The organism is Sphingobacterium sp. InxBP1, from assembly GCF_026191775.1.
Taxonomy (GTDB): domain Bacteria; phylum Bacteroidota; class Bacteroidia; order Sphingobacteriales; family Sphingobacteriaceae; genus Sphingobacterium; species Sphingobacterium thalpophilum.
In genome coordinates, this window is the sequence record NZ_JAINDX010000046.1 from 700052 (window position 1) to 723226 (window position 23175).

At 43.8% G+C, this 23175-nt stretch carries 18 protein-coding genes and 1 tRNA gene; 5 read left to right on the top strand and 14 right to left on the bottom strand.

The window, feature by feature from the left end; genetic code table 11:
* The first annotated feature begins 223 nt into the window (after positions 1 to 223).
* Complete coding sequence (locus K7A41_RS15270) at positions 224 to 1234, top strand: LacI family DNA-binding transcriptional regulator (RefSeq protein ID WP_265714371.1); 1011 nt, start codon at positions 224 to 226, stop codon at positions 1232 to 1234.
* A gap of 54 nt (positions 1235 to 1288) precedes the next feature.
* Here K7A41_RS15270 and K7A41_RS15275 read toward each other — a convergent pair whose 3' ends face one another.
* From K7A41_RS15275 to K7A41_RS15285, 3 genes are all read right to left on the bottom strand, one after another.
* Complete coding sequence (locus K7A41_RS15275; RefSeq protein ID WP_265714372.1) at positions 1289 to 3691, bottom strand: outer membrane beta-barrel family protein; 2403 nt, start codon at positions 3689 to 3691, stop codon at positions 1289 to 1291.
* A gap of 134 nt (positions 3692 to 3825) precedes the next feature.
* The gene (locus tag K7A41_RS15280; protein ID WP_265714373.1) at positions 3826 to 5487 is read right to left on the bottom strand and encodes a PspC domain-containing protein; all 1662 of its coding nucleotides are present in this window, start codon (positions 5485 to 5487) and stop codon (positions 3826 to 3828) included.
* On the bottom strand, positions 5480 to 5851 hold the full coding sequence (locus K7A41_RS15285) for a PadR family transcriptional regulator (RefSeq protein ID WP_028071020.1): 372 nt from the start codon (positions 5849 to 5851) through the stop codon (positions 5480 to 5482). The genes K7A41_RS15280 and K7A41_RS15285 overlap by 8 nt, the downstream gene beginning before the upstream one ends.
* A 155-nt stretch (positions 5852 to 6006) precedes the next feature.
* Between K7A41_RS15285 and K7A41_RS15290 the strand changes: the two genes are divergently transcribed.
* Entirely contained in the window at positions 6007 to 6390 is a 384-nt protein-coding gene (locus K7A41_RS15290; protein ID WP_265714374.1) for a VanZ family protein, read from the top strand.
* An 11-nt stretch (positions 6391 to 6401) separates the two neighbouring features.
* Here K7A41_RS15290 and K7A41_RS15295 read toward each other — a convergent pair whose 3' ends face one another.
* From K7A41_RS15295 to K7A41_RS15315, 5 genes are all read right to left on the bottom strand, one after another.
* Positions 6402 to 7196 (bottom strand): ComF family protein, encoded by a 795-nt coding sequence (locus K7A41_RS15295; RefSeq protein ID WP_265714375.1) that lies wholly within the window; start codon positions 7194 to 7196, stop codon positions 6402 to 6404.
* Positions 7145 to 8212 carry a 23S rRNA (adenine(2503)-C(2))-methyltransferase RlmN gene (gene rlmN, locus K7A41_RS15300; RefSeq protein WP_265714419.1) on the bottom strand — a complete coding sequence of 356 codons (1068 nt, stop codon included), beginning with the start codon at positions 8210 to 8212 and terminating at the stop codon, positions 7145 to 7147. Before rlmN ends, K7A41_RS15295 begins: the two co-directional genes overlap by 52 nt.
* 108 nt (positions 8213 to 8320) lie before the next feature.
* Positions 8321 to 8902, bottom strand: coding sequence for a tRNA-(ms[2]io[6]A)-hydroxylase (locus K7A41_RS15305; RefSeq protein ID WP_028071016.1), 582 nt, complete (start codon positions 8900 to 8902; stop codon positions 8321 to 8323).
* 69 nt (positions 8903 to 8971) lie between these two features.
* Positions 8972 to 10012 (bottom strand): Atu2307/SP_0267 family LLM class monooxygenase, encoded by a 1041-nt coding sequence (locus K7A41_RS15310; protein ID WP_265714376.1) that lies wholly within the window; start codon positions 10010 to 10012, stop codon positions 8972 to 8974.
* A 101-nt stretch (positions 10013 to 10113) separates the two neighbouring features.
* Positions 10114 to 12708: a phosphatidylglycerol lysyltransferase domain-containing protein gene (locus K7A41_RS15315; protein WP_265714377.1), complete on the bottom strand. Its 2595-nt coding sequence runs from the start codon at positions 12706 to 12708 to the stop codon at positions 10114 to 10116.
* Between the two features lie 121 nt (positions 12709 to 12829).
* On the opposite strand from K7A41_RS15315, the gene K7A41_RS15320 reads away from it, so the two are divergent.
* A complete protein-coding gene (locus K7A41_RS15320) occupies positions 12830 to 14074 on the top strand; it encodes a glycosyltransferase (RefSeq protein WP_265714378.1) in 1245 nt (414 codons plus the stop codon).
* Here K7A41_RS15320 and K7A41_RS15325 read toward each other — a convergent pair.
* Together K7A41_RS15325 and dcd are read right to left on the bottom strand one after the other, a co-directional pair.
* Entirely contained in the window at positions 14071 to 15180 is a 1110-nt protein-coding gene (locus K7A41_RS15325; RefSeq protein ID WP_265714379.1) for an MBL fold metallo-hydrolase, read from the bottom strand. The genes K7A41_RS15320 and K7A41_RS15325 overlap by 4 nt on opposite strands.
* Positions 15180 to 15716 carry a dCTP deaminase gene (dcd, locus tag K7A41_RS15330; RefSeq protein ID WP_028071011.1) on the bottom strand — a complete coding sequence of 179 codons (537 nt, stop codon included), beginning with the start codon at positions 15714 to 15716 and terminating at the stop codon, positions 15180 to 15182. Before dcd ends, K7A41_RS15325 begins: the two co-directional genes overlap by 1 nt.
* Before the next feature lie 184 nt (positions 15717 to 15900).
* On the opposite strand from dcd, the gene K7A41_RS15335 reads away from it, so the two are divergent.
* Together K7A41_RS15335 and K7A41_RS15340 are read left to right on the top strand one after the other, a co-directional pair.
* Positions 15901 to 16551: a 4'-phosphopantetheinyl transferase family protein gene (locus K7A41_RS15335; protein WP_265714380.1), complete on the top strand. Its 651-nt coding sequence runs from the start codon at positions 15901 to 15903 to the stop codon at positions 16549 to 16551.
* A 101-nt stretch (positions 16552 to 16652) separates the two neighbouring features.
* Positions 16653 to 16724: transfer RNA gene (locus K7A41_RS15340), tRNA-Glu, on the top strand.
* Positions 16725 to 16873: 149 nt separating this feature from the next.
* Here the strand turns inward: K7A41_RS15340 and K7A41_RS15345 are convergent.
* The 4 genes from K7A41_RS15345 to K7A41_RS15360 all read right to left on the bottom strand — a co-directional run bounded on the left by K7A41_RS15345 (position 16874) and on the right by K7A41_RS15360 (position 23167).
* Complete coding sequence (locus K7A41_RS15345; protein ID WP_317132231.1) at positions 16874 to 17656, bottom strand: enoyl-CoA hydratase/isomerase family protein; 783 nt, start codon at positions 17654 to 17656, stop codon at positions 16874 to 16876.
* Between the two features lie 5 nt (positions 17657 to 17661).
* Complete coding sequence (locus tag K7A41_RS15350) at positions 17662 to 20160, bottom strand: DUF5686 family protein (protein ID WP_265714381.1); 2499 nt, start codon at positions 20158 to 20160, stop codon at positions 17662 to 17664.
* Positions 20161 to 20329: 169 nt separating this feature from the next.
* A complete protein-coding gene (locus K7A41_RS15355) occupies positions 20330 to 21706 on the bottom strand; it encodes an NADH-quinone oxidoreductase subunit N (RefSeq protein ID WP_265714382.1) in 1377 nt (458 codons plus the stop codon).
* Between the two features lie 18 nt (positions 21707 to 21724).
* Positions 21725 to 23167, bottom strand: a complete 1443-nt coding sequence (locus tag K7A41_RS15360; protein WP_265714383.1) for a complex I subunit 4 family protein — start codon at positions 23165 to 23167, stop codon at positions 21725 to 21727.
* Between the last annotated feature and the right edge of the window lie 8 nt (positions 23168 to 23175).

Genomic DNA, 23175 nt, shown 5'->3' on the forward strand with positions numbered 1-23175 from the left:
GCTCAGGTTTTCTATAATCCATTCGTAATCATGCCTCCTAGGGATAAATCACAAGGATAGTTTAATCGGTTATGTTTCCAACCAAGTTTACAAAGTATATCTGATTTGTCCATATACACAGTCGTTAAAATTTATGCAATCGTTGCCGGCAACGATTGCAACAGTCGTCAAAATTAGGTTTTGTGGTTTTTTTTGGCTAATATTATAGTCTATTTTGCCGGTTATGAAATTTGAAAACTATACAATCAAAGATATTGCTAAAGCACTTAATTTATCTACTTCAACGATTTCCAGAGCGCTAAGAGACAGCTATGAAATAAGCCCTGAAACGAAGAAGATTGTATTGGAATACGCCGAAAAAATAAATTACCGCGCCAATCCGATTGCCAGAAGCTTAAAAGAACGACGCAGCCATTCGATTGGGATTATCGTCAGCGAAATCGCCAATAACTTCTTCTCCCAGGTCATCGATGGAGCGGAATCCATTGCATATAACAAAAACTTTCAGATCATTATTTCCCAGACACACGAGTCTTCCGAACGGGAGCGTCTCAACGTGGAATATTTGACATCTCGATCTATTGACGGATTATTGATCGCTTTGTCCTCAGAGACCGAAGATATCTCCTACCTGCACAAACTACAGGAACGCGGTTTCCCGATCGTGTTTTTTGATCGGGTACCACAACAATTTGACACCTATAAGGTTATTGTGAATAATCAGCAAGGGGCATACGATGCAACCCAGCACCTAATTAAACAGGGTAAACAACGGATAGCCCACCTGACGAGCTCAAAGTCTTTGTCGATTACCAAGGACCGTCTTTACGGGTACCAAAAGGCTTTAATGGCCAACCATATCGATTTCGATCCGGCATTGGTCAAATATTGTCAGTACGGCGGGCTACATCAGGATGAGATTGAGACAGCCATAGAAGAACTTATGCATACAGGCTTTGACGCGATATTTATTTCAGGCGACAAGCTCACAACGGGTTATTTGCACGTAGCAAAGAAGAAAGACAAGCTCAATCTTCACCACATTGCTATTGCGGGATTCACAAACTCGAATGTCGTGGATCTGTTCTCCGCTAAGGTCGCCTCAATACGGCAGCCCGCCTTTGAAATGGGTAAAATAGCGACCGAACTCCTCATCCAGCTGATCGAAAAACGAACGCCGAACGAGCAATTTGAAACACGGGTTTTACCGACCGAAATAATCAAAAACGACTAAAAAGAAAGACCGTAAGAAGATATCTTCTTACGGTCTTTATACCCATGACAGCAGTTACTGTGCCCGTTCCTTTTCTTCGTTGCTGGTATCTTTCTTCCGATAATTATTCTTTAGATTACCAAATTTATAGGTGTAAGTCAGGCGCACAACCCGACGGTCTTGATGTTGTCTGATCCTGGAATCAAAAGGACCAAAATTGGTGCTTAGATTTTGATTTCCAGTATTGAATACATCGGTAACGGCCAACTTGAGCGAACTGCGTTCCTTAAACGTTTTGGTCATACCAACCTCCATATCCCACCTGCTCTTCAGATCATAGACATTATATTTGAATGGTGAGAAATAGCGCACATTGACATTGGCAGAGAGGCTCTTGCTCATTTTAAGATTATGCATTGACATGGCCTGGACCAGAAAGGATTTCCGATTTACCGGAAGTCCTGCTATCATACCATCAAAATCAAAATAAATACCAGTTATATTGTTGTTCATGCTCCACAGTTTTGAGACAGTGACCGGAATATTGAGATTTAGGTAGGAGGTCAGATTCCGACCTAAGTTCTCACGGATGACCCATGTAGTACCAGCCACTGAATCTTGCCCCATACTCTCAACAATGGCGTCTTTTACGTCATTAATTCCCAAGGTTAGGTTATAACGTTGTAATAAGGTATAACTCAATGAAAATTCATTGGAGAACTGCGGATTTAAATACGGATTTCCGCGTTCAAAAGTAAGTTTGTCTATATAATAGTCAAAGGGGTTCAATTGCCGGTAATTAGGTCTTGTCACCTTCCGGGTATAACCAAGCGACAGGATGTGTTTCTCATTGAACGAATAGCTGAGGTTAGCATTGGGAAAAAGTTCAAAATAGTTTCGTTTTACACGTTTGCTCATCGTGATGGAGTTTCCATCCGAAAACGTATACTCACCCCTTAGCCCTGCTTTTAAAGACCACTTACCAATGCTATTGTTATAATCTAGATACGCTGCCGCAATCTGCTCCTTATACACAAAATGATTGGTACGAGATACATCATTTACCCAACCCTGGTCCACCAATTTCTCAAACAGCAGGTCATTATCAGATTTAACATTAGAGTATTTTGTTCCCATTTCAAGCTTGGAACTCTTCGACAAAGGATGCTCATAGTCCAACTTTGCTACATATATATCAATCCCGATTGGCATTCCACTACGTTCAGCTTCTGCCGGAGCTTCCTTGCCCCCCACATCAGCGTATTGATTAAGATAGTTTACACGTTTGCTGCTCTTGAATTTACTCCAGTCCAGGTCGGCGGTTAGCTTTCGCCCGTTGGAATCTATCCGGAATTCATTATTTAGATTGGCTGAATAACGGTCAAATAATTCTTTGAAATCAGATTCCGAGACTAACACTGTGTCATAGTCCACGAAGGATCTGCCGATATTTGTTCTGCTGTCATTGTCATTATACTCCGTGTTGTTCGCACCGTTAAACTGTACCGTCAATGTATTTCGGCTGGATGTTTTCTGCTCAATACCAAAGCGATACGAATGATTACGTTCTTCCTCACCCAACGCCGACTTCTGCGCAAAATACTTCTGTTCACCACTGTTCTGTATGACGCGGTCGATTTCAAGTTTGCGATAAGCTTTTTCATCTGAATAAGCGTAGGAACCAAATAATGTCGTATTGTTCTTCTTATAATTTAACGACAGCGAGCTGTTTCCTCTGAACTTCTCGCCGTGCCCCGCCGTAAGATTGAAGGTACCATTAAACCCCTCCATCCGATTCTTCTTAAGGACGATATTGATCGTGCCTACTGCGCCCTCAGCATCGTCCTTTGCTGAACGGCTAGTAATTACTTCCACTGATTTGATCTGGTTACCATCGGTGCTTTTCAAAAAATTGAGCAACTGCTCGCCGGTCATGTACGTTTGCCGTCCATCTATCGTCACCGCGACACCAGACTGCCCCATCAGTTGCAGGTTATTGTTGTTGTCCAAACTTACACCCGGTGCCCGTTGGACGATATCAAGAGCATTATTCCCTGCTGCAATGGGCGAATTCTCCACATTTAAAATCAGTTTCCCCGGTTTGCTTTCAACCAAAGGCCGCTTGCCTTCCACCGTCACCTCCTCCAGTTTACGGTTATCGCTGCGCAAACTGATCGTTGCTACAGCATAATCAGACTTGCCGACCTCAAAAATATTGCTGCGACCAGCTATATACCCGACCATCTTGGCATCAACGACATAACTGCCGGCAGCTACATCCGAAAACTGGTACTCGCCGGCTTCGTTTGTTACAGCAGCTTTCAGTACAACGGTGGAATTGGCTTTCATCAGGTAAGCCGTGGCCAACGGAAGTGGCACATTGTCTTCTGACTGCACCTTTCCCGTTATCTTTACCTGCGCATGGACGAAAGAAACGAGCAAAAAATTTAGTAGTAAAAGATAAAAATATTTTTTCATTAAGATAAGTAGGTTAGTGCTATGAAGCCAGTATCAGGATGTTCGTTGGATCGACCTGACTTGATTCCAATATCGTTTATTGTTATACCCTCTATTTGTCTTCCGCGTTTTTATAGCGGAAGACAATGCTAGGATCAGTTCTTTTTAATCTGAAGGGAGCCATCGTTTTTCTTTACATTGATAATCGTGTCCCTGCGAATGACGATCGATGTGTCATTGAGTACGATTTCGTTACTATCGGTATTATCATGCTCTTCTTCTGTTGACTCCTTAGGTGGCAGAGCGCATTTTAATCCTAAAGACGTGACCACAAATTCAACTTCTTTTACGTCCTGGTTATAACGGTCACGACACTCATAAAAGGAAATATCACGTAGTTTGTCCTCCAATCTATCATTGATCACCAGTTTTGTGCCTACTGGCAAAAACAAGGTAACATTGACTTCCTGATCGCGGTAACGTTCACCTTCGGTCAACTGAAATGCATTATCAAAAACCAATGAACTTGAGTCCTGTTTCAATGCATAGTTTATTTTTGCAGCCCGATCTGTAGCCGCTTTATATGTACTGCCTTTGGCCGAGTATTCATATCTTACATAAGGCTCCTGCAACGAGTCAATACGTTCTATGCGGATACGGATATTGCGTTTCAGATGTGAAGATAAATTCTCGCTCTTTAATCCGATATTACTTTTGACGCCATTTTTTAAACGGATTACACGCACATCATTTTCATTCAGATAGTAGACCGCCTGCTTTTGTAAAGGCTTTTCCTCCACAATCGTACTTGATTCCCTAAATTCCTTCGCGACAGAAGTCGAATAATAAATGAGCGCCCCCGTTGACGCCAACCACACAATAAATAGTGCCGTGGTTAAATAATTGCTCATTGGCTTCTTCTCAAAAAGCACACGCAGAAGCAGATAAAACAATCCTGCAAAAGGAATAAAAACGGATAAGAAACCCGCGATCAGTGCAAAAGGCACATCGTTAGGATTCATCAAATAAAATGGTCCCGAATCATCCATTACATCTGGAATAACATTCACGATAGCCAGCGCAAAGAAAATGAGTCCGATGATCAGCCCAATCAGCGTCAGCCCGACGACAATGACAAAAAATACACCAATTACTTTAACAATGATTTGCAGCAGCTTGGCGACCCCATCTCCTGTACGGTCTACTCCTCGCGAAAATGTTTCCCGCATACCGCTCATCTCTTCATCAAAAGAACGCTTGAAATTATGGATATTAGGTGCTTCGCCCCGCATTTCCATTTTATCAGCCCTGGTCATGGCCAATGGCATTACTATCCAGAGAATCACGTATACCAGCACGCCAGATCCACCCACCAATACAAACAATACAAAAAGTAATCTCACCCATTTGGCTTCAATACCGAAGAAATGACCTAATCCACTACAGACCCCACTGAATACCTTATCGTCAGGATCCCGCATCAGCTTTTTCCCCACTTTATAGGTTCCCGCATTTGCTTCCCCCTGATAGGTGGTATAATCATCTTGCTGCTCTGATTCAAAATCACTCACCCTACCCATTTGCTCGATGACAGCGTTCACATCATCCATATTCAGCACTTCTTTACTTCCGGCCTGAATTTTTTCCGTAAACATTTCAGATATGCGGTTTTCAATATCTTCCAGAATCTCGCGGCTGTCCTCTGAATGTCCAAAGTGCTTTTTGATATCAATCATGTATGACCGGAGGACCTCATAAGCATCTTCCTCGATATGGAAGACGATGCTGTTTATATTGATAATTATTGTCTTATTCATCGTTATTATCTTTAACTGGTTTAGTTGAATCCATACTTCTACCTGCCAGCGACGTGTTTACTGCAAACACGAGCTCATTCCAGGTGACATCTAACTTCGCAAGGACCTCTAATCCTTCCCGCGTGATTTCATAATATTTTCTAGGCGGACCTGAAGTTGACTCTTTCCATATATAGCTCAATAAGCCATTATTCTTGAGACGGGTCAAAAGCGGATATAGTGTTCCTTCTACAACCAACAATTGGGCTTTCTTCAGTTCGCTGATAATATCGGAGGCATAAATTTCTCCTCGAGAAATTATTGAAAGGATACAATACTCCAGTATCCCCTTCCTCATCTGAATTTGTGTATTTTCAGCTATCATAACAATACAAAGATATATGTATTTTATGGTACCATGCAATACATAGTACCATACAAAACAAATACAAAGACATAATCAATTGATTTTCAGCTATATATTTTTTATAAAAAAGAATAATTTCTTTTCTATCGAGAATTTTTAGGATATTTACCCCTATGATTAAAATCCTACTGGACTATAAATGGTGTTTTATATGGGCCATTATCGTTATCATTCTGTGTACCCTCCCCGGCAACGACTTTGAGTCAGTCCCTTCCTATCCCGGGATGGATAAGCTGGTTCACTGCGGCATGTTTTTCGTATTCTGTACACTGATGTACAACGGCGTTATTCAGCAATTTAGTGGAAAACCTACTCGCTGGGCTCCCATTTTTATCGTATCTTTTGTGGGTTTTCTATTTGCAGGATTAACCGAGCTGCTACAACTATACATTTTTATCTATCGAAGTGGTGATTGGTGGGATTTATTTGCTGACTCCGTGGGAATTGGGATGGCCGGTTTCGCTTACCTTCTGAATTACGTCAACAGGAGAGTATAATCATTCTATTGTTAAGCACGCGCCAAGGTCGCTACGGAGACTTTACAGGCCCAGGCTTGTTGGATGGCAAGTGCAGCAGACACGATCGTGGCTCCCGTCGTCAATACGTCATCGACAAGTAAAATGTGTTTTCCATATAAGGCAGGCATATGCTCACAAGCAAAAACATCTTCCACATTTTCGTACCGGGATAAGCGGTCCTGCCCTGTCTGCGTGACGGTTGCTTTTTTACGGACGAGCGCGTCCTCCTGCAAAGGTATGCCCATAGCCCTGGACAGGCCTCTCCCAAAATAGCTGGACTGATTATATCCTCTTTTGCGGAATTTGCCCGGATGCAAAGGGATGGGGATAATAGCATCCAAATGTTGATAGCTTGCCGAGTCCAGCAATTTTAATCCATATTGGAATCCGAAATACTCTGCTAACAAAGGCTGATTGTTGTATTTTATCTGATAGATCAACCGTTCGACACGACTTTCTTTCTGTAAAATCAGAAATGAACAGGCTTCTTCTACCGGTACTTTTCCCCATAGTTGTCTGGCGGTGTCATTATCTGAATATTCGTGAAAATTGGTATACGGAAGATGGAAATCACAGGCGATGCAAATAAATTTTTCCTGATACCTGAGTACACATCCGCAACAGGCACACTCCCTCGGAAAGAAGATAGCAACAAAATCTCCTAAGATCCTCTTCAGACCAAACGGCATACTAGTGACCTCCTGAACTAAAGATAATAAAACAATATCGTAAATTAGACGTTTGAGTTTTCCTTTTGCTTGTCTTTTATAGCGAGCTGTCCGCATGCAGCATCGATATCTTTACCACGGCTGCGTCTGATATTCGTAACGATCCCTTGGTTTTTAAGATAGTTGGCAAATATATCTATTTTGTCTGCTTCTGCATTCAGAAAATCCGCCAATGCAATCGGATTATATTCAATCAGGTTGACTTTACAGGGGACATGTTTACAGAATTTGGCGAGTTCCCGTGCATCTTCGAGTTCATCATTGAAATTGTTGAAAACAATATACTCAAAGGTGATCGGGTTCTTTGTCTTGGCATAAAAGTATTTTAATGCTTCGGCCAGTGACTTGAGCGAATTCTGCTCATTGATAGGCATGATTTCATTACGCTTCTTATCGTTTGCGGCGTGCAGAGACAGGGCAAGATTAAAACGGACCTGATCATCCCCCAATTTTTTGATCATCTTGGCAATACCGGCTGTGGATACCGTAATCCGCTTGGCAGCCATATTGAGTCCATCGGGTGCAGTGATACGCTCCACAGACTTCATCATGTTGGCATAGTTAAGCAGCGGCTCACCCATTCCCATATACACAATATTGGTTAGCGGCTGTCCGTAATGCTCCTCGGCCTGCTTACTGATCAGCACTACCTGATCGTAGATTTCATCTGCATTCAGATTACGTTTGCGGTCCATATATCCTGTGGCACAGAATTTACACGTCAGACTGCAGCCTACCTGAGAACTTACACAAGCCGTCATGCGCTCAGGCGCCGGAATGAGCACACCCTCAATGATATTGCCGTCGTATAGCCTAAAGCTACTTTTGATGGTTTTGTCCGAGCTGATCTGTGATTCCTTGACTTTTACAGCGTTAATCGTAAAATTTGCTTTCAGTTTTTCACGTAGGCCTTTGCTCAAATTGCTCATTTGATCAAAATCTATGCAAGACTTCTCCCATATCCACTCGTAAATCTGCTTCGCACGAAAGCCCTGTTCACCCAACGCCGTTAGTTGATCTTTGAGCTGACTCAAAGACAAACTCCTGATATCTATTATTTTACTTTTTTCAATCACGGTACAAAGATACGAATAATTAAGCGACAAAAAATCCCGTTCTAAAGAAAATAGAACGGGACAACTGTTATGTATATGTTTTAAAATAGGTAGATTAGCTACTCGTTAGCCATGTATGGCCTCCTTATTTCCATAAGACTGGATCAGCCGCCCTTCAAAATCCAACCATTCCTTCCAGCGTTTCTCCACGTCAACATCCACAGTATATTTGCGTGCAAAATTCAGGAAAGTAGTATAGTGATTGGCCTCCGATACCATGAGATCATAATAGAACTTGGCCAGTTCCTGATCTTTTATATTCTGTGACAGCACCCTAAACCGTTCACAGCTTCGCGCTTCGATCATCGCCGCGAACAGCAACCGGTCAATAAAAGCGGTATTCCGGCTACCATCCTTTTTGGAAAATTTCAGCAACTGCCCCACATAGTCATCCTTTCGTTCGCGCCCCAGCGTATAGCCACGTTCTTTGATGATCTCAATGACCATCCTGAAATGCTCCATCTCTTCAATGGCTATGGCAGTCAGTTCATGAACCAAATCTTCATGCTCTGAATTGTTTGTAATCAAAGATATTGCATTTGAAGCAGCCTTTTGTTCACACCATGCATGATCGGTCAAAATTTCTTCCAAATTCCCTTCTGCGATATTTGCCCATCGCGGATCTGTCAACAACTTAAGTCCAAGCATTTTACTTTTTAACTGTTTTTATTCGCAAAGGTAGACAATATCTGTCCGTAAAAAAAATGCTATCACCTTTTAGTTATCCTTTTGGAGAGCTTTCCGAACCGCTGGAGCTATTTTATCTCCATAAATTTCAATCGACCGCAGCATTTCGTTGTGGGAAGGTGCCCCCACATCCATATGTGCAGAAAACCGCGTCAATCCAAATTTCTCCTGTATTTGCAAGATTTTGTCAATAGCATATGCTGCATCACCGACGATCAGGTGTCCTCTTGACGATCTGCCAAAATCATATTGCGTACGCTGATAAGGAGGCCAGCCGCGGCTAGCTCCAATACGGTCCATCTGGGCCGAGTATACCGGATAATAGTAATCAGCAATCTTCGCACTGTCATCACCAAAAAATGCATGCATATGGACGCCGACCTGAAACTTAGCCATATCATGGCCATTGTCTTCATATGCTTGGCGGTATATCTCAAATAAATGGTCAAAGCTTTCATACATACCGCCGATGATCGCGAACATGACCGGCAAGCCCAGCTTTCCGGCACGGATCACCGACGAAGTCGTCCCACCTACAGCAACCCAAATAGGCAGCGCCCCCTTCTTCGGTCTCGGATATATTTCCTGATTGATCAAAGGGGCCCTAAAGTTGCCGCGCCATGTAATCGGATGCTGTTTATTCAACCGCAGCAAAAGTTCAAGTTTTTCTTCGAACAGCTCCGCATAGTCTTTCAAATCGTAACCAAATAAAGGAAATGATTCAATAAAGGATCCGCGGCCAGCCATGATTTCCGCCCTGCCATCTGAAAGGAGATCAACCGTCGCAAAATCCTGAAATAACTTGACCGGATCAGCCGAACTCAGTACCGACACGGCACTGCCGAGCTTAATATGTTTTGTTACGGTCGATGCTGCTGCCAAAACAATTTCGGGCGATGCAACGGCATAATCCTGCCGGTGGTGTTCGCCAATGCCAAAGAAATCCAGCCCAACCTGATCCATCAGCTTGATTTCCTCAATTATTTCTCTCATCCGGTCTTGCGCCGCCTGTATCTGACCTGTCACAGGATCGATCCGCGAATCTCCGAACATACCTATTCCTAATTCCATATGTCTTTTATTTTAAAACTCATTCAAAAATAGTACCTCCGTTCAGCAAATAAATTGATCTAGGATAAGAAATACGGTCTGCTGCTCCTAACACGCTCGCACTAATCAATGGGTTTCATGACTTTGGTCAAAGCCGCGGGAAGCTGTATCAAGTCGAAGTCGTTATCAAAAATAAGATATTTATTCTCCCAGTACGTCGCATATTTCTCCTTAAAGTCGCGTAAGCTGTGGAAATGTCTGAAATTTCCCAATCGGTCAGAAGCAAATTTCATGATTTTTTCCGCAGGACTATCCGTTGTGTTCAAACCGGCCATCGGCACCATCCCCAGATTCAGGTAACGATAACCCGTGGCCTTGGCGTGTCGTATGAGCTCAACGATCAGGGCATCCATACTACCGCCCGGAGCTTTACACGATTTGCGAATCATATCGTAGGTACATTCATTTTTAACATAATCTGGAATAATATTCAGAAAGGCTACGATTTGTCCTTGTTCGTCACACAGGACGAGGATATCCTGCGAAGCGAGCTCCTCGGTGTTAAACATACCCTGAGAAAATACCATCTCTTTTTTATTGAATTCCTTTAGCCATTCGTCAGAAACCTTCCTTAGCTGCTCCAAAAGCGATGAGGTATGCGGTGCCTGAAGTAAGCTCGCTGTATAACCTTTTTTCTGTATGGCATTGAGGCCATTACGCAGCGACTTACGATCTTTGCCTTCCAGCGAAAAGGCCCCCAGCTCCAGAATCGCCTCCTGCCCAATCGTAATTTTCTTTTTTCGCAGGGACGAAAAATGCACAAGACTATTTTCATCGACCCGATAATAGACAGCCTTTAGCCCATTCGCATAGCAATAACGGTCAAACTCCTGCACGAGCTCCTCTTTATCCCCTTCCTCACACACCGGTTCGTCCAGTACGATCGCGAACTCATTGGCCAATCTGTACGCTGTAAAACCCTCAGAGACCTCGGAGAAAAAAAGACTTTTATCTTTCGACAGCTTAAAAAAATCCATTGGCGACCGGCCGAACTCCTGCAGCAGCGCCTGTGCACGCTCCTGCTCCGTGGTACCCGACACTTGGTCGCGCAATAGCCGCGGACGAGCCAAGGCGTAAATCAGGATGAACCAACAAAAAATCCCTAATATTTTGGTGATACGCAAGAATTCCTGGCCGAAGCTAGTCTGCGGCATTAAATCATCATCCGCAAATAATAGAAAGCTTCTCGCGGTATGGTAGATCGACTGACGCCAGGTAAAATCCACTCCGAAGTGTTGTTTATCGATAAAATAAAAACTGAGTACGTCGAATAAGCAGACGCCGGCCAGCGCGACAGCAAACGTTACAAATCCTATACGTACCCAACTGATATTACTCTTGATGCGATATTGCTTATAATTGATCCCCAGCAAGACCATCGTTAATAGAGCTATTGAGGCCTCTTCATAATCGAATGCTTTAAGCACATGCCCGAAAAACGAAAGGGCACTAAAGATTAAAGCTACCCAGAAAGCAATGCGAAAACCTTTAATGAGGTAGGCGGCGGTAAGCAGCAGGCCCACGCCCAATACGAGCACCATAAATTTGGATGCGTGTATAGCCTCCAGCGGCAGATAAAACCGGTCCAGTTTCATGCGGTCAGCCAATGGCGGTGTGAGCACCGATATCACATTGACCATTCCCAGGAAGAATATCAGCAATGCAGGTCCAATGCGCGCCAGCAGTTCTTTACTTCTCCAGGAAAACGCAATGATTCCTAGCAATAAAGGTAGCCAGAATTCGAATACCCGATACAGCACAGTAATCCCCAAAGCCGCGGTCTGTGGATAACCATACGCCTTAAAAATATACAGCATTGTAAGTTCTACCGCTCCGAGCCCCCGCAAAAATGGTGATACGATCATCAATATGACCGAAACGGTGTAAGCAATCGCAGCAGCCTCAAAAGAATGATCCAGTCCCAGGGCATACATACTGACGAATGCATGTGCTATGCCGCAGCACTCGACAACCATCGAAGCGACCATCGTTGTCAATAAGTATTTCAATTTGATTTCACCAGAAAAGATCTCGTCGATGTTGGAGGCCACCGCCGGAAATTTAGATTCCATCCATTGATAAATGCCCTTATGTGTCCGAAAAGACCATACCAGCCAAAAGATGAAGCCCAATAACAGTCCCAAAATCAGCAATGACATCCATGCATCCCCAAAATTCTTATTGTTCCAGACAGTGTATAGAATGACCGGCACCCCAATGATAAAAACAGTCAGCAGACCGATGTAGCCGTATAATGCCCCCGCCTGGTGGATCTGCGTCGTATTTAGGCTCTGCTTTCTTAGTTGTGTCGTGGTATAAGCCAGTGCACTGATACCTCCAGCCGGAAGAAATACACTGAGCAAATTCCTTTTTAAGAACAGATCAATAGCAATACGGAGATTAATGGGCAGGCCTATCGCTTTAAAGCTTTGCACATACATAACCCCCTGCAACAAAACATATAAAATGGTTATGCCCATGCCGACCAGAACCCAGGTTGAATCTGCCGATCTCAACTGCGGAACGATCGCGGACAGTTCTTTCCGTTCATTGCGAAGAAAGACAATGGCCAACAAAATGACCAATACAGCGATGAGCTCTTTCCAATAGGTCTTTGGAGAAAAATGCCGAATGCGTTGAACGAAGTTCCTACCCATATCATTGTTTATTGACTAATCATCGTATCTAGTATAAACACGCGATAAAGCTAATCGTTTGAAAATGACAAATTGTTAAGTTTTCGTCAATTCTTCTGACATTTATCACTAATTTTCCATCATGAAAGAGAAAAAGGTCTTGTTCATCGGGTTGGTATGGCCAGAGCCTGCATCATCTGCAGCAGGTTTCCGCATGATGCAGCTGATTGATACATTCAGGGCACAATCCTACCAGATTACCTTCGCTTCGGCCGCAGCCAAATCTCCCTATAGTGCCATCTTAACAGACTTGGGCGTTAGCGAGCAGCCTATTGTATTGAACAGCGACAGCTTCGACCGCTTTATTGCAACCCTGCAGCCCGATATCGTGGTGTTCGACCGCTTTATGGTTGAAGAACAATACGGCTGGCGCGTGGCCCAGCAATGTCCCGGGGCACTCCGTGTCCTTGATACCGAGGATCTGCATTTTCTACGCCAGGCCCGGCATAGCTGTGTCAAAAAGAAAGGTGATTTTTCATTCGATGAGTTATTTACGGATACGGCAAAACGGGAAATTGCTGCTATCCTGCGGTCCGACTTATCGTTGATTATCTCTGAATCGGAGATGAAGATACTCACGGAAGCATTTCATATATCGCCAAATATTCTCTATTATCTCCCTTTTCTCGAAGAAGAAATTACAAGCACTAAGGTTCATTCCTGGCGGCCTTTTGCCGCTCGGAAACACCTGCTGTTTATAGGCAATTTTATACATGAGCCCAACTGGCATACCGTCCAGTATCTAAAAACGCAGATTTGGCCACGCTTACGCAACATGCTGCCACAGGCTGAGCTCCACATTTACGGTGCTTACCCAACACAAAAAGTACTGCAACTAGACAATCCAAAGGAAAATTTCCACGTCAGGGGCCGGGTAGAATGTGCACAGCTCACAATGGCTAATTACAGGGTGTTGATTGCGCCAATCCAGTTTGGGGCGGGCGTAAAAGGTAAATTCATTGATGCAATGCAGACCGGAACACCCTCTGTGACCACCTCTGTTGGCGCCGAAGCCATGAGCGGATCACTCCCCTGGAACGGCTTTATCGAAGACGATCCCGAGGCCTTCTGTCAAAAGACAGTAGAACTATATACTGATCCACTTATTTGGGAAAAGGCGCAAAACAACGGGATACAAATCATCAATGAGCGATATGAAAAGAAAAAATATCAAGCTGATTTCATGACCAACTTATCTCTATTGAAAGTTCAATTAGAAAAACATAGACAGCAAAATTTCATTAGCCAGATACTGTTGCACCATACCTTGCAGAGTACCAAGTATATGTCCTTATGGATTCAGGAGAAAAATAAACAGGACAATTAGTCGACATCCCGCCACCATGGGGCATAGAGGGTATCTAATCGGCTTAAATCCACAAGCTCCCCAATTTTGGGCGTGATTAGTCTGCTATGCTCCTTTTCTGCCACTTCATAGAACTTCTCCATGGGTTCTTTCCATCCATGCAAGGCCAACGCAAATTTCGAGGAGTGCACGGGCATTGTGGCTTTTGCCTGCAGGTCTTTTGTTTCCAAGGCCCATTCCTCAGGCAACGAATGAATATAATGCCAAGCATCGTTATATTGACCGTTCTCCAGAATGGCCAGGTCAAAAGGTCCAAACTTATCTCCGATCGTCTTAAAATGCTTGCCATAGCCACTATCTCCACCAAGGAACAGGTTGTATCGCGGAGTACGTAGCACAAAAGATGTCCACAATGTACTGTTGCGAGTAAATCTACGTCCCGAAAAATGTCTCGCAGGTGTAAAGGTCAGCCGAACATCAGCGTCAAGATCCACCTGATCATACCAGTCCCCTTCAATAATCTGTTCAGGACTGTAGCCCCACGATTCGAAATGTGCTCCTACACCCAATCCGCAGATCACCCGTTCCACCTTGTCACGCAGTTTGATCACTGTTTCATAGTCAAGATGGTCGTAATGGTCATGAGATATCAATAGATAATCTATCTTCGGAAAATCAGCTGCGGTATAATCCACAGCCAATTTAAAGGCCCGGTTACTTCCGGGAACAGGAGACGCATTGTCGCTGAATACGGGATCGATCAACAAAAGTTTTCCGTCAATCTTCAATAAATAAGATGAGTGCCCAAACCACACGACAAGATCCCGAGACGGCAGATTCTTAAGGTCACATTTTACGGCTGGCACTATCCCCTGTGGCTTCAGTCCGGGTTTCTTATTAAATAGAAAATGCCACAGTAGAGAAGCCATATTCACATCCTCCTTCAATGCTGGAGTGATTTCCAGATTATGGAAGATCCCGTTTTTAAAGTGTGGTGAGCGTCGCATCCGTTCGAGCCGGGCACCTGTAGGACTTCCGCCAAACATCGGATGAACAAAATAATAAAGGAGCCCACTGACCAGAACGATCAGTAGCATTCCTAAAATCAGCCATCCAACAGTTCTCATCAAAAATTATTCTTCCACATCATGGACTCCACAGGGCGAACGGTCTTGCCGGTATATTTGGCGTTTCCTTTTGTATTGTAGAAAGTCTCTATTTCGCCTTCTACAGCAAAATAAATCAGCTGACCAATTGGCATACCGGCATAAACCCTGACCGGCTGTGCCACCGAGATCTCCAGCGTCCAAGTATTACAGAAACCAACATCTCCTTTGCCTGCCGTCGCATGAATATCAATCCCAAGGCGGCCGGTACTGGACTTGCCCTCCAAAAAGGGTACATGCTTATGTGTCTCTGTATATTCGAGCGTTACCCCTAAATATAGCGTATTGGGTTCCAACACAAAGCCCTCTTCCGGAATTTCGAAATGGCGGATTTCATTATGCTTCTTTGCATCAAGTACACGATCCGCATACGTTGCTAAATATTTACCCAAGTGTACATCGTAGGAATTGGTCCCTAAGCACTTACGATCAAATGGCTGAATAACAATACTCCCATTTTCGATCTCTTCAAGAATTCTTTTGTCCGATAAAATCATGTGTATTCTTATAGCGAGAGCATCAGGCAACGCTATGTAAATTCAAAAATACAGTTATCCCACAAATTTTTACGTTATTTTTTTATTTAAATGAACCGTCTCCACTGACAGGCAGGTTCACTTCTACAGCCAGAATCCCCTTCCCTCAATGCTGTAATCTGCAATTTGTTTACTAAATTTGGATATGAGTCTAGTGTATTTACGTGAAATCGATGAACAAACCAAGTTTGCTATCTGGCGCATCGAAGAGTCGGATGAGGACCTCTTGTCCAAACTTCAGCTAGATGAACGTGAAAAAGCCAAGCTAGCCTCTTTTAATAAAGGAAAACGGCGGCTGCACTGGCTCGCAACCCGTGTGTTATTGCGTACACTTCTCAACACATCAAAGTACATTGACTGCCCATCCGATGCCAATGGAAAACCCTATCTCGTCAATTTTCCACAAAAAATCTCGCTTTCCCATTCTTTCGATTATGCCGCCGCCATGATCAGTACAAGAGGTGAAGTGGGGATCGATATGGAGATTATCAAAACGAAGGTAGAGCGGATTCAGCACAAATTTCTCAAACCTGCTGAGCTTGATTTCATCAGCCGGGGAGTAAACCAATATGAGCAGTTGTACGCCTGCTGGTGCGCCAAAGAGGCGATCTATAAATTACAGGGGAACTCTGGAGTTTCCTTCCTAAACAACATGTCCATTCTGCCCTTTGAATACCAGTCACAAGGTCTTCTACAATTGGTGCTCAATCATAATCAAAGGCAGTGTATTTTCGATGTGCATTACGAAAAATTCAATGAATATATGCTGGCCTATGCCGTTGGCGAAATACTTTAAAAAAATAATTTTTCTCAAATTCAACGAATTAGCATCAGAGCAATACTTTTTTTTTGCGCTTTTTGAAAAAGCCTCTATATTTGCAACATCAAAAACAAAAAGGCCCGTTCGTCTAGGGGTTAGGACGCAAGATTTTCATTCTTGAAACAGGGGTTCGATTCCCCTACGGGCTACTAAAACAAAAAAGACCTGCAAAAACTGCAGTTTTTTTTGTTTGTAATACATGCCGCCTGTTTTATCCGGCAATCTATTGAACAAGGTAAATGGGCAACCTCCCAAATTCTGACCCGATACAAACAAAATCTATCGACAAGCTTTGCTGCTATAGCGGAAATTTCGGTGCTCTTTTTTCAAGAAATGCCGCTACCCCCTCTTTGAAATCTGCTGTTCCAAAAAGGTGACCGAACGCATCCATTTCAATCTTATTGCCGTCCCGTTTTTTATCCGTTGCAGCATTAATGGCGTCGATGGCATGTGCTACCGCAACACGTGACCGTGTAAATATCTTCTGCAGGATTTCCTCTGCCCGGCGGATCAGCCTCTCCTGAGGTACCACTTCATTGATCATCCCAAGTTCATAGGCTTTCTGGGCATCAATCATATCGCCAGTTAAAATCATTTGCATGGCAGCTCCCTTTCCAATAAGCCGCGGAAGGCGCTGCGTGCCGCCATACCCCGGAATCAACCCCAAGGAAACCTCCGGCAGTCCCATCCGGGCATGTTCTACAGCAATACGCATATGGCAGGCTAGCGCCAGTTCAAGCCCACCTCCCAACGCATAACCATTGATCGCAGCAATCACTGGCTTTGGCGCGCCTTCGATGTGGTCCGAAAATAAAATATGTCCCCGCTCACTCAGTGAACGTGCCTGTAACACCGACAAATCCGTAAATTCTTTAATATCTGCGCCGGCGACAAATGCCTTATGACCAGCGCCCGTTAAGATAATACCCCGCACTTGACTGTCGGCATTGAAATGATTAAAGATATCCTGCAATTCATCCAGAGTATGCTGATTAAGTGCATTCATTTGCGGTTCACGGTCAATGATGATATAACCGATACTATCTTTGACCTCATACTTTATATTCGAATATTGCATCATAGCTGCTAAAAGTTAAAATGTAAAGACGCTGTGAAAGTATCTGAAGGAACTCCTTCTCCCCCTTTGTAGCTTAGTCTTTTTTTATACTCTAATCTAAGCAATTTTAGGATATTATCAACGCCGATCAGGCCTTCGATATATGGATTTTTACGATCCAGCTTCGTTTGGACAATTCCATTTTTATCTGGTTCGAACTGCACATTTTCAGGTGTCACAAAGGGATTGTTGACATCGCTCAACTTACCATAAAAAGCCTTAAAACCGGTAACTTCACGCCATTTCAAGCGTTTTAACAGTGGGATTCGGTTGAAGAAAAAGCCATTCCAGTTGTGGTAATAGGTAAGCTTCAGAAATTGATCCGATACAAATTCAGACGTCGCCATCAGGTCGAAGTTGACCAGTGGTCCCGATTTATCTTTTGTTACCTCCGGGAGCTCCAGCAAGGTGTATGGGAGATGTTTCCCCCAGATTCTTCCCCCTGAAAACTCAACATCAGCCTGCCCTGCCGGTGATAAAAACAGTCTTTTATACACGCTGAACCGCAATGCATCGTAATTATAATCCGCTCCCAAAAAACCTTTCAGGCCTCGGTTATATTGCAATGTAAAAACGGGATATGTGTTATCCACGCGGCCCCGGTCCAGATTGTGGTACGTAAATTCCTCATTTGGTGCCCAGCGCAGTATAAACTGCAGATCATTGGTGATGACCCTGCGGATGGTATCTGGATTAGGTAGGCTGTTCGCATAGACCAAATCACCTTTAGGTTGTCTTCGCGTATGGGTAAATGCTGTTCCTATGCTGACATGATTACCAAATTCAATCAGATGATCAACTCGGTAGATATCATTAAATTGCCATTTATTGGGTCTGTTCCGGCCAAACGATCGAAAAAATCCATCTCCTTTCAAGAACCCCAGGTTTCGTCCCGGTTCCATGACATCATGCTGGATGGAAAAACGTAAATAGTTTGCGGGAAATTGTACGATACGTTCACCATTTAACGTAAACGCACTGCTTAAATAATACTTTAGCTCCTTATCTTTATCGCCGTAGGCAGTATAGGCTTCTATATAGGCTTTTTCGGAAAATAAGCGTGTGGTACGTCCACTTAAACGGAAACGGTTACCTTCGTAGTTATTCCGGCTATACAGATACTCCAGCGGCCCCAATTCAAACTTTCCAAGATTAAAATAGCCCTTGCCGAGGAGATAGCCCAAAGCGACCAGCTGATTGAACGTGCGCATTTGTTGAATTGAATCAACTTTTTTATACGCCCCCAGCTCAGCTTCACTCAACGGCCCCGGCCGTACCTGCCCTATCGGAATATTGGTCGCAGATTGCAATAAATACCGTTTCTCCACGGGAACCCCTGCAAAGTTTTCATCATTAATTGAATCCGTGCGGTATCTTAAATATTGCGTCTCTCTTCGGCCATATAACACATCGGTCTTATTGCCACCAAATAACATCCTCAAATCAGAACGTATAGGGATCATGCTACCGTTTCTGAACTCTTCATAGCCCAGATCGATCTGCACGTCATTGATCCAGTTGATATTTGCCGAGCGCCCGATATTCAATGTTGCCTCATGTACCGCGTAGCGGGTATCGTCCGATATCAGCAGCTTGCCATAAAACAACAGGTCGATAGTTGACTTGCCTTCAAAATGCAGCTCAATATAGTCCTTTCCCCCAATCTGGACGGTATCCAGAATCCGATATTTATAAAATGCAGTAGCACCTGTAGCAATCGGACTCAATATGCCCTTGTTGGTCACCTGTATCGTGTTTTCGTAGAGGTCAACATCCCGAAGTATGGCCTGAAAACGGGTCTGCCAGTTATCGTTATTGAAAAATCTCGGATTCAATTCCGTCTGACTATGACTGGTCACAATTTTTTTTCTCCGGTTTGGATCATGTGAGGAGTATACATTTGCATAATTCTCTTCCAGGTAGAATGGAGAAATTGTCACTCCTCTGAAAGCTGTAGAATCGACATTCTCAAACAGAAATCTAAATTTTTTCGGAAACTTCCTCGCTTTATCTTCAGGATCTACAAAGCCAAACTGTGTCTTTTCATATTCATCAAAACGCACTTCGGGGATACGGCTGTAGTGATTTTGTGGCCGGTGGGCAATCACTTTTTCAATCAATGCAATGGCGGGATCCTTTGGCTTACTGTTTTTTCTGTTGATCACCACTTCCTCCAGCGTATTGTCCTTCGCCGTTAGCTGAATAACCAACAATGAATCCCGTAGACGACGTACATCGACTGTTCTACGTTCGTAAGCGACCGCACTAAAGACGAGCTGGCGATACTGTTTCTTGTCCGTTATTTTAAAATAGCCGAGCGTATCGCTAATCCCCCCATCGTCCTCTCCCAGCCAGTTGATGGATACTCTGGAAATACCTTTACCGGTCTGTGCGTCCACAACCTTCCCGCGGATAAATTCTTGTGCTGTCACCTTTCCATCATAGAGAAAGGCCAACAGTGCACTCAAAAAGCAAATTGAAAAAGATTTAACACACACTTTAAACACCATCTGAAACCTGATAGGATTTTCTTTTTTACAATATACAATTTGTATTTAAGAGTTATATCAATAAATATAAAAAAAGCACAGCGAAATTGCTATGCTTTATTAAACAACCTGTATTTTAACAAAAACTTCATATTAGCGTTAAAAGGCAGTCCGGATACACGCCAATTAGAATGGTTAAGCCCACTGCGAGCAGCAGGACAACAGAGTAATTCCATTGCACGTTCACACAAGACTCTTCGCTATCCCGAAAATACATCGCCACAACGACCTTTAGATAATAATACACCGCAATGGCAGCATTGATCACCGCCAGCACCAGCAATACGATATGATAGTCTTCCATTACTCCCGAAAACATCATGAACTTCCCAATAAAGCCTGCAGTCAATGGTATGCCCGCAAGCGAAAGCATAGCGACCGTTATGGCCAATGCCAGCATGGGGTTCCGTTTACCTAAACCGTTGAAAGCTTCGAAATGTTCCGATCCTGTCGTTTTCTTAACTAGGATAAGCCCCGTAAATGCGACAATGGTGGCAAGCGAATAAGCTAGTCCATAAGCAAAAACACTGCTAGCTGATGTAGCGCCAATAGCGATAATAGCAAACAGCATGTAGCCTGCATGGGATATACTTGAGTAAGCTAGCATACGCTTAAAAGACGATTGCATTAAGGCCGAAATATTACCGACAAACAGGGTAATAATGGCAATAATTAAAAAGATAGGCGTCCAAAAGTCCTGCAAGGGCAATAGGCTGTAACTGAATAAGCGCAACAAGCCCGCAAAAGACGCTACCTTAACAACAGTACTCATGTAGCTGGTGATCAGAATAGGCGCACCATCATAGACATCCGGTGTCCAAAAATGAAAAGGTGCAGCCCCCACCTTAAAGGTCAGCCCTATAATCAGCAACAAGATCCCGCCATAGAATAATGGGGAGACCGCCTGCGGGTTATTAACCACGTAGGCCTTAATCTCGCTCAGGTCGAACGAACCCGTCGCGCCATATAATAAAGCGATACCAAACAATAAAAACCCCGTGGAGAAGGCGCCCATCAGAAAGTATTTGAGCGCAGCTTCGTTGGACGCAGGGTCCTTCTTACGGATTCCGACCAGGATATACAGGGCTACCGACATGATCTCAACACCTAAAAAGAGCATTGAAAAATTGTGGTAACTACTGACCAATACGGCCCCTGTCAATGAAAAAATCAATAGTGAATAATATTCGGCAACCTGGCCGCTTTCATCGAAATACCCCTTTGAGATGACGAATACACCAAGAGTAACGGCGATGCACAAAACCGAAAAAGCAATAGCGTAATGATCAAAATGAACCATTCCACTATAAAGGGGCCCCTTGTCTGACGACCAGTCATTCCATAAAAAACCGATAGCAACCAGAAAACCAAGAATAGAAACTGGCAATAGCATTGCTTTCGCTTTAAACAAGCCAAGATAAAGAACGACTAAAGCCAGTATTGAAAGTGTAATTATAGCTCCCATACAAATTGTTATATCTATTTATCTGCCTAAAAACGTGCTTAAGACTTCCACCGAACCTGCAGAAAGATTCAATAGGAAATTGGGGAATATACCGATATAAATAATCAGGAAAGAGATCAAGGCTAATATGACGGCTTCTCCGCCTTTTACATCTTGAAACTGTATTGTCCGGTCTGTGGCCTCGCCCAACATCGTTTGCTGGTAAAGGCGCAGGGTATAGACAGCTCCTAATATCAAAGTCAGGCCTGCAAAGACGGCAAACCAGAACCCGTACTGGAATACACCTTTCAGCAATAAAAACTCCCCGATAAAACCATTTGTTAACGGCAAGCCTACAGCTCCCATGCAGATGATCATAAAAAACAAGGCCAGTTTTGGCGCCTTGGCCGCGATACCACCAAGCTGCGAAAGGCTACGCGTCTGTGTGCGCTGTTGTATAATATCCAGAACGTAGAACAGGCCTACGACAGAAATACCATGGTTTATCATCTGTATCGTTGCTCCACTCAGACCATTCGTATTCCACGAAAATACACCCGCGCTAATCAACCCGACGTGGGCAATAGAGGAATAGGCAACCAGACGTTTGACATCCTCCTGCTTAATGGCGATAATAGATGCGTAAACGATGCCAATCACACACAAAATCAGGGCAAAGTGCCCATATAATGCTACCCCAGTTGGAATTACCGGCAAAAGCCACCGCATCAGACCATATACCCCCATCTTGAGCATGATACCCGCCAGCAACATGGTGCCGGCAGCTGGAGCATGAGTATAGGTGCTGGGTTGCCAGGTATGAAAAGGAAAGACCGGGATCTTAATGGCAAAGGCGACGAAAAAAGCCCAGAACAGCCAACGCTGCGTGTTATCCTCGAGCTCCAAAGCAATAAATGAAGTCCACTCGAAATCGTGATTCGGTACCTGCTGATAAAGGTATAGAATGCCGATCAGCATCAATAGACTGCCCAAAAATGTATATATGAAAAATTTAAGGTTTACACGTATACGATCCCCTTCTCCCCACAATGCGCAGATAAAATAGATCGGTATCAACGCGATCTCCCAACCGACATAAAATGCAAAAGCATCTAAGGCCGTAAACACCAGCAACAGCCCCGCTTGCATAAAAGCCATCAAAGCATAAAAATTGCCCTTGTAGTCCTTAGCAAAGGTTGTCGCAATGATGAGAGGCATCAGTCCATTAGTCAGCAGCACCAAAGGCAGACTGATTCCATCCAGCCCTATATGAAAATGGATATGCAAAGCAGCAATCCAGGTCCAGTTCTGTTCAAACTGCATGCCGCCTTCCGGATCAAAGCTGGCTAAAAACGGAATGGTCAGTGCCAGTGATGCCAGTGACAGGATCAAGGCGGTTGTCTTTGCGGCATTGGTCTTTAAAAAAGTGAGAATCAATGCGCTTATTAACGGCAATAAAATAAGTAAAAACAAGTTATCCATCGATTATA

Excerpts from the sequence above, each read along its gene's own strand:
- K7A41_RS15280 (WP_265714373.1), bottom strand. The coding sequence starts at position 5,487 with ATGAATAAGACAATAATTATCAATATAAACAGCATCGTCTTCCATATC.
- dcd (WP_028071011.1), bottom strand. The coding sequence starts at position 15,716 with ATGATTTTATCGGACAAAAGAATTCTTGAAGAGATCGAAAATGGGAGT.
- K7A41_RS15285 (WP_028071020.1), bottom strand. The coding sequence starts at position 5,851 with ATGATAGCTGAAAATACACAAATTCAGATGAGGAAGGGGATACTGGAG.
- K7A41_RS15335 (WP_265714380.1), top strand. The coding sequence starts at position 15,901 with ATGAGTCTAGTGTATTTACGTGAAATCGATGAACAAACCAAGTTTGCT.
- K7A41_RS15345 (WP_317132231.1), bottom strand. The coding sequence starts at position 17,656 with ATGATGCAATATTCGAATATAAAGTATGAGGTCAAAGATAGTATCGGT.
- K7A41_RS15320 (WP_265714378.1), top strand. The coding sequence starts at position 12,830 with ATGAAAGAGAAAAAGGTCTTGTTCATCGGGTTGGTATGGCCAGAGCCT.
- K7A41_RS15270 (WP_265714371.1), top strand. The coding sequence starts at position 224 with ATGAAATTTGAAAACTATACAATCAAAGATATTGCTAAAGCACTTAAT.
- K7A41_RS15360 (WP_265714383.1), bottom strand. The coding sequence starts at position 23,167 with ATGGATAACTTGTTTTTACTTATTTTATTGCCGTTAATAAGCGCATTG.
- K7A41_RS15290 (WP_265714374.1), top strand. The coding sequence starts at position 6,007 with ATGATTAAAATCCTACTGGACTATAAATGGTGTTTTATATGGGCCATT.
- K7A41_RS15305 (WP_028071016.1), bottom strand. The coding sequence starts at position 8,902 with ATGCTTGGACTTAAGTTGTTGACAGATCCGCGATGGGCAAATATCGCA.
- K7A41_RS15295 (WP_265714375.1), bottom strand. The coding sequence starts at position 7,196 with ATGCGGACAGCTCGCTATAAAAGACAAGCAAAAGGAAAACTCAAACGT.
- K7A41_RS15315 (WP_265714377.1), bottom strand. The coding sequence starts at position 12,708 with ATGGGTAGGAACTTCGTTCAACGCATTCGGCATTTTTCTCCAAAGACC.
- K7A41_RS15310 (WP_265714376.1), bottom strand. The coding sequence starts at position 10,012 with ATGGAATTAGGAATAGGTATGTTCGGAGATTCGCGGATCGATCCTGTG.
- K7A41_RS15355 (WP_265714382.1), bottom strand. The coding sequence starts at position 21,706 with ATGGGAGCTATAATTACACTTTCAATACTGGCTTTAGTCGTTCTTTAT.
- K7A41_RS15275 (WP_265714372.1), bottom strand. The coding sequence starts at position 3,691 with ATGAAAAAATATTTTTATCTTTTACTACTAAATTTTTTGCTCGTTTCT.
- K7A41_RS15325 (WP_265714379.1), bottom strand. The coding sequence starts at position 15,180 with ATGAGAACTGTTGGATGGCTGATTTTAGGAATGCTACTGATCGTTCTG.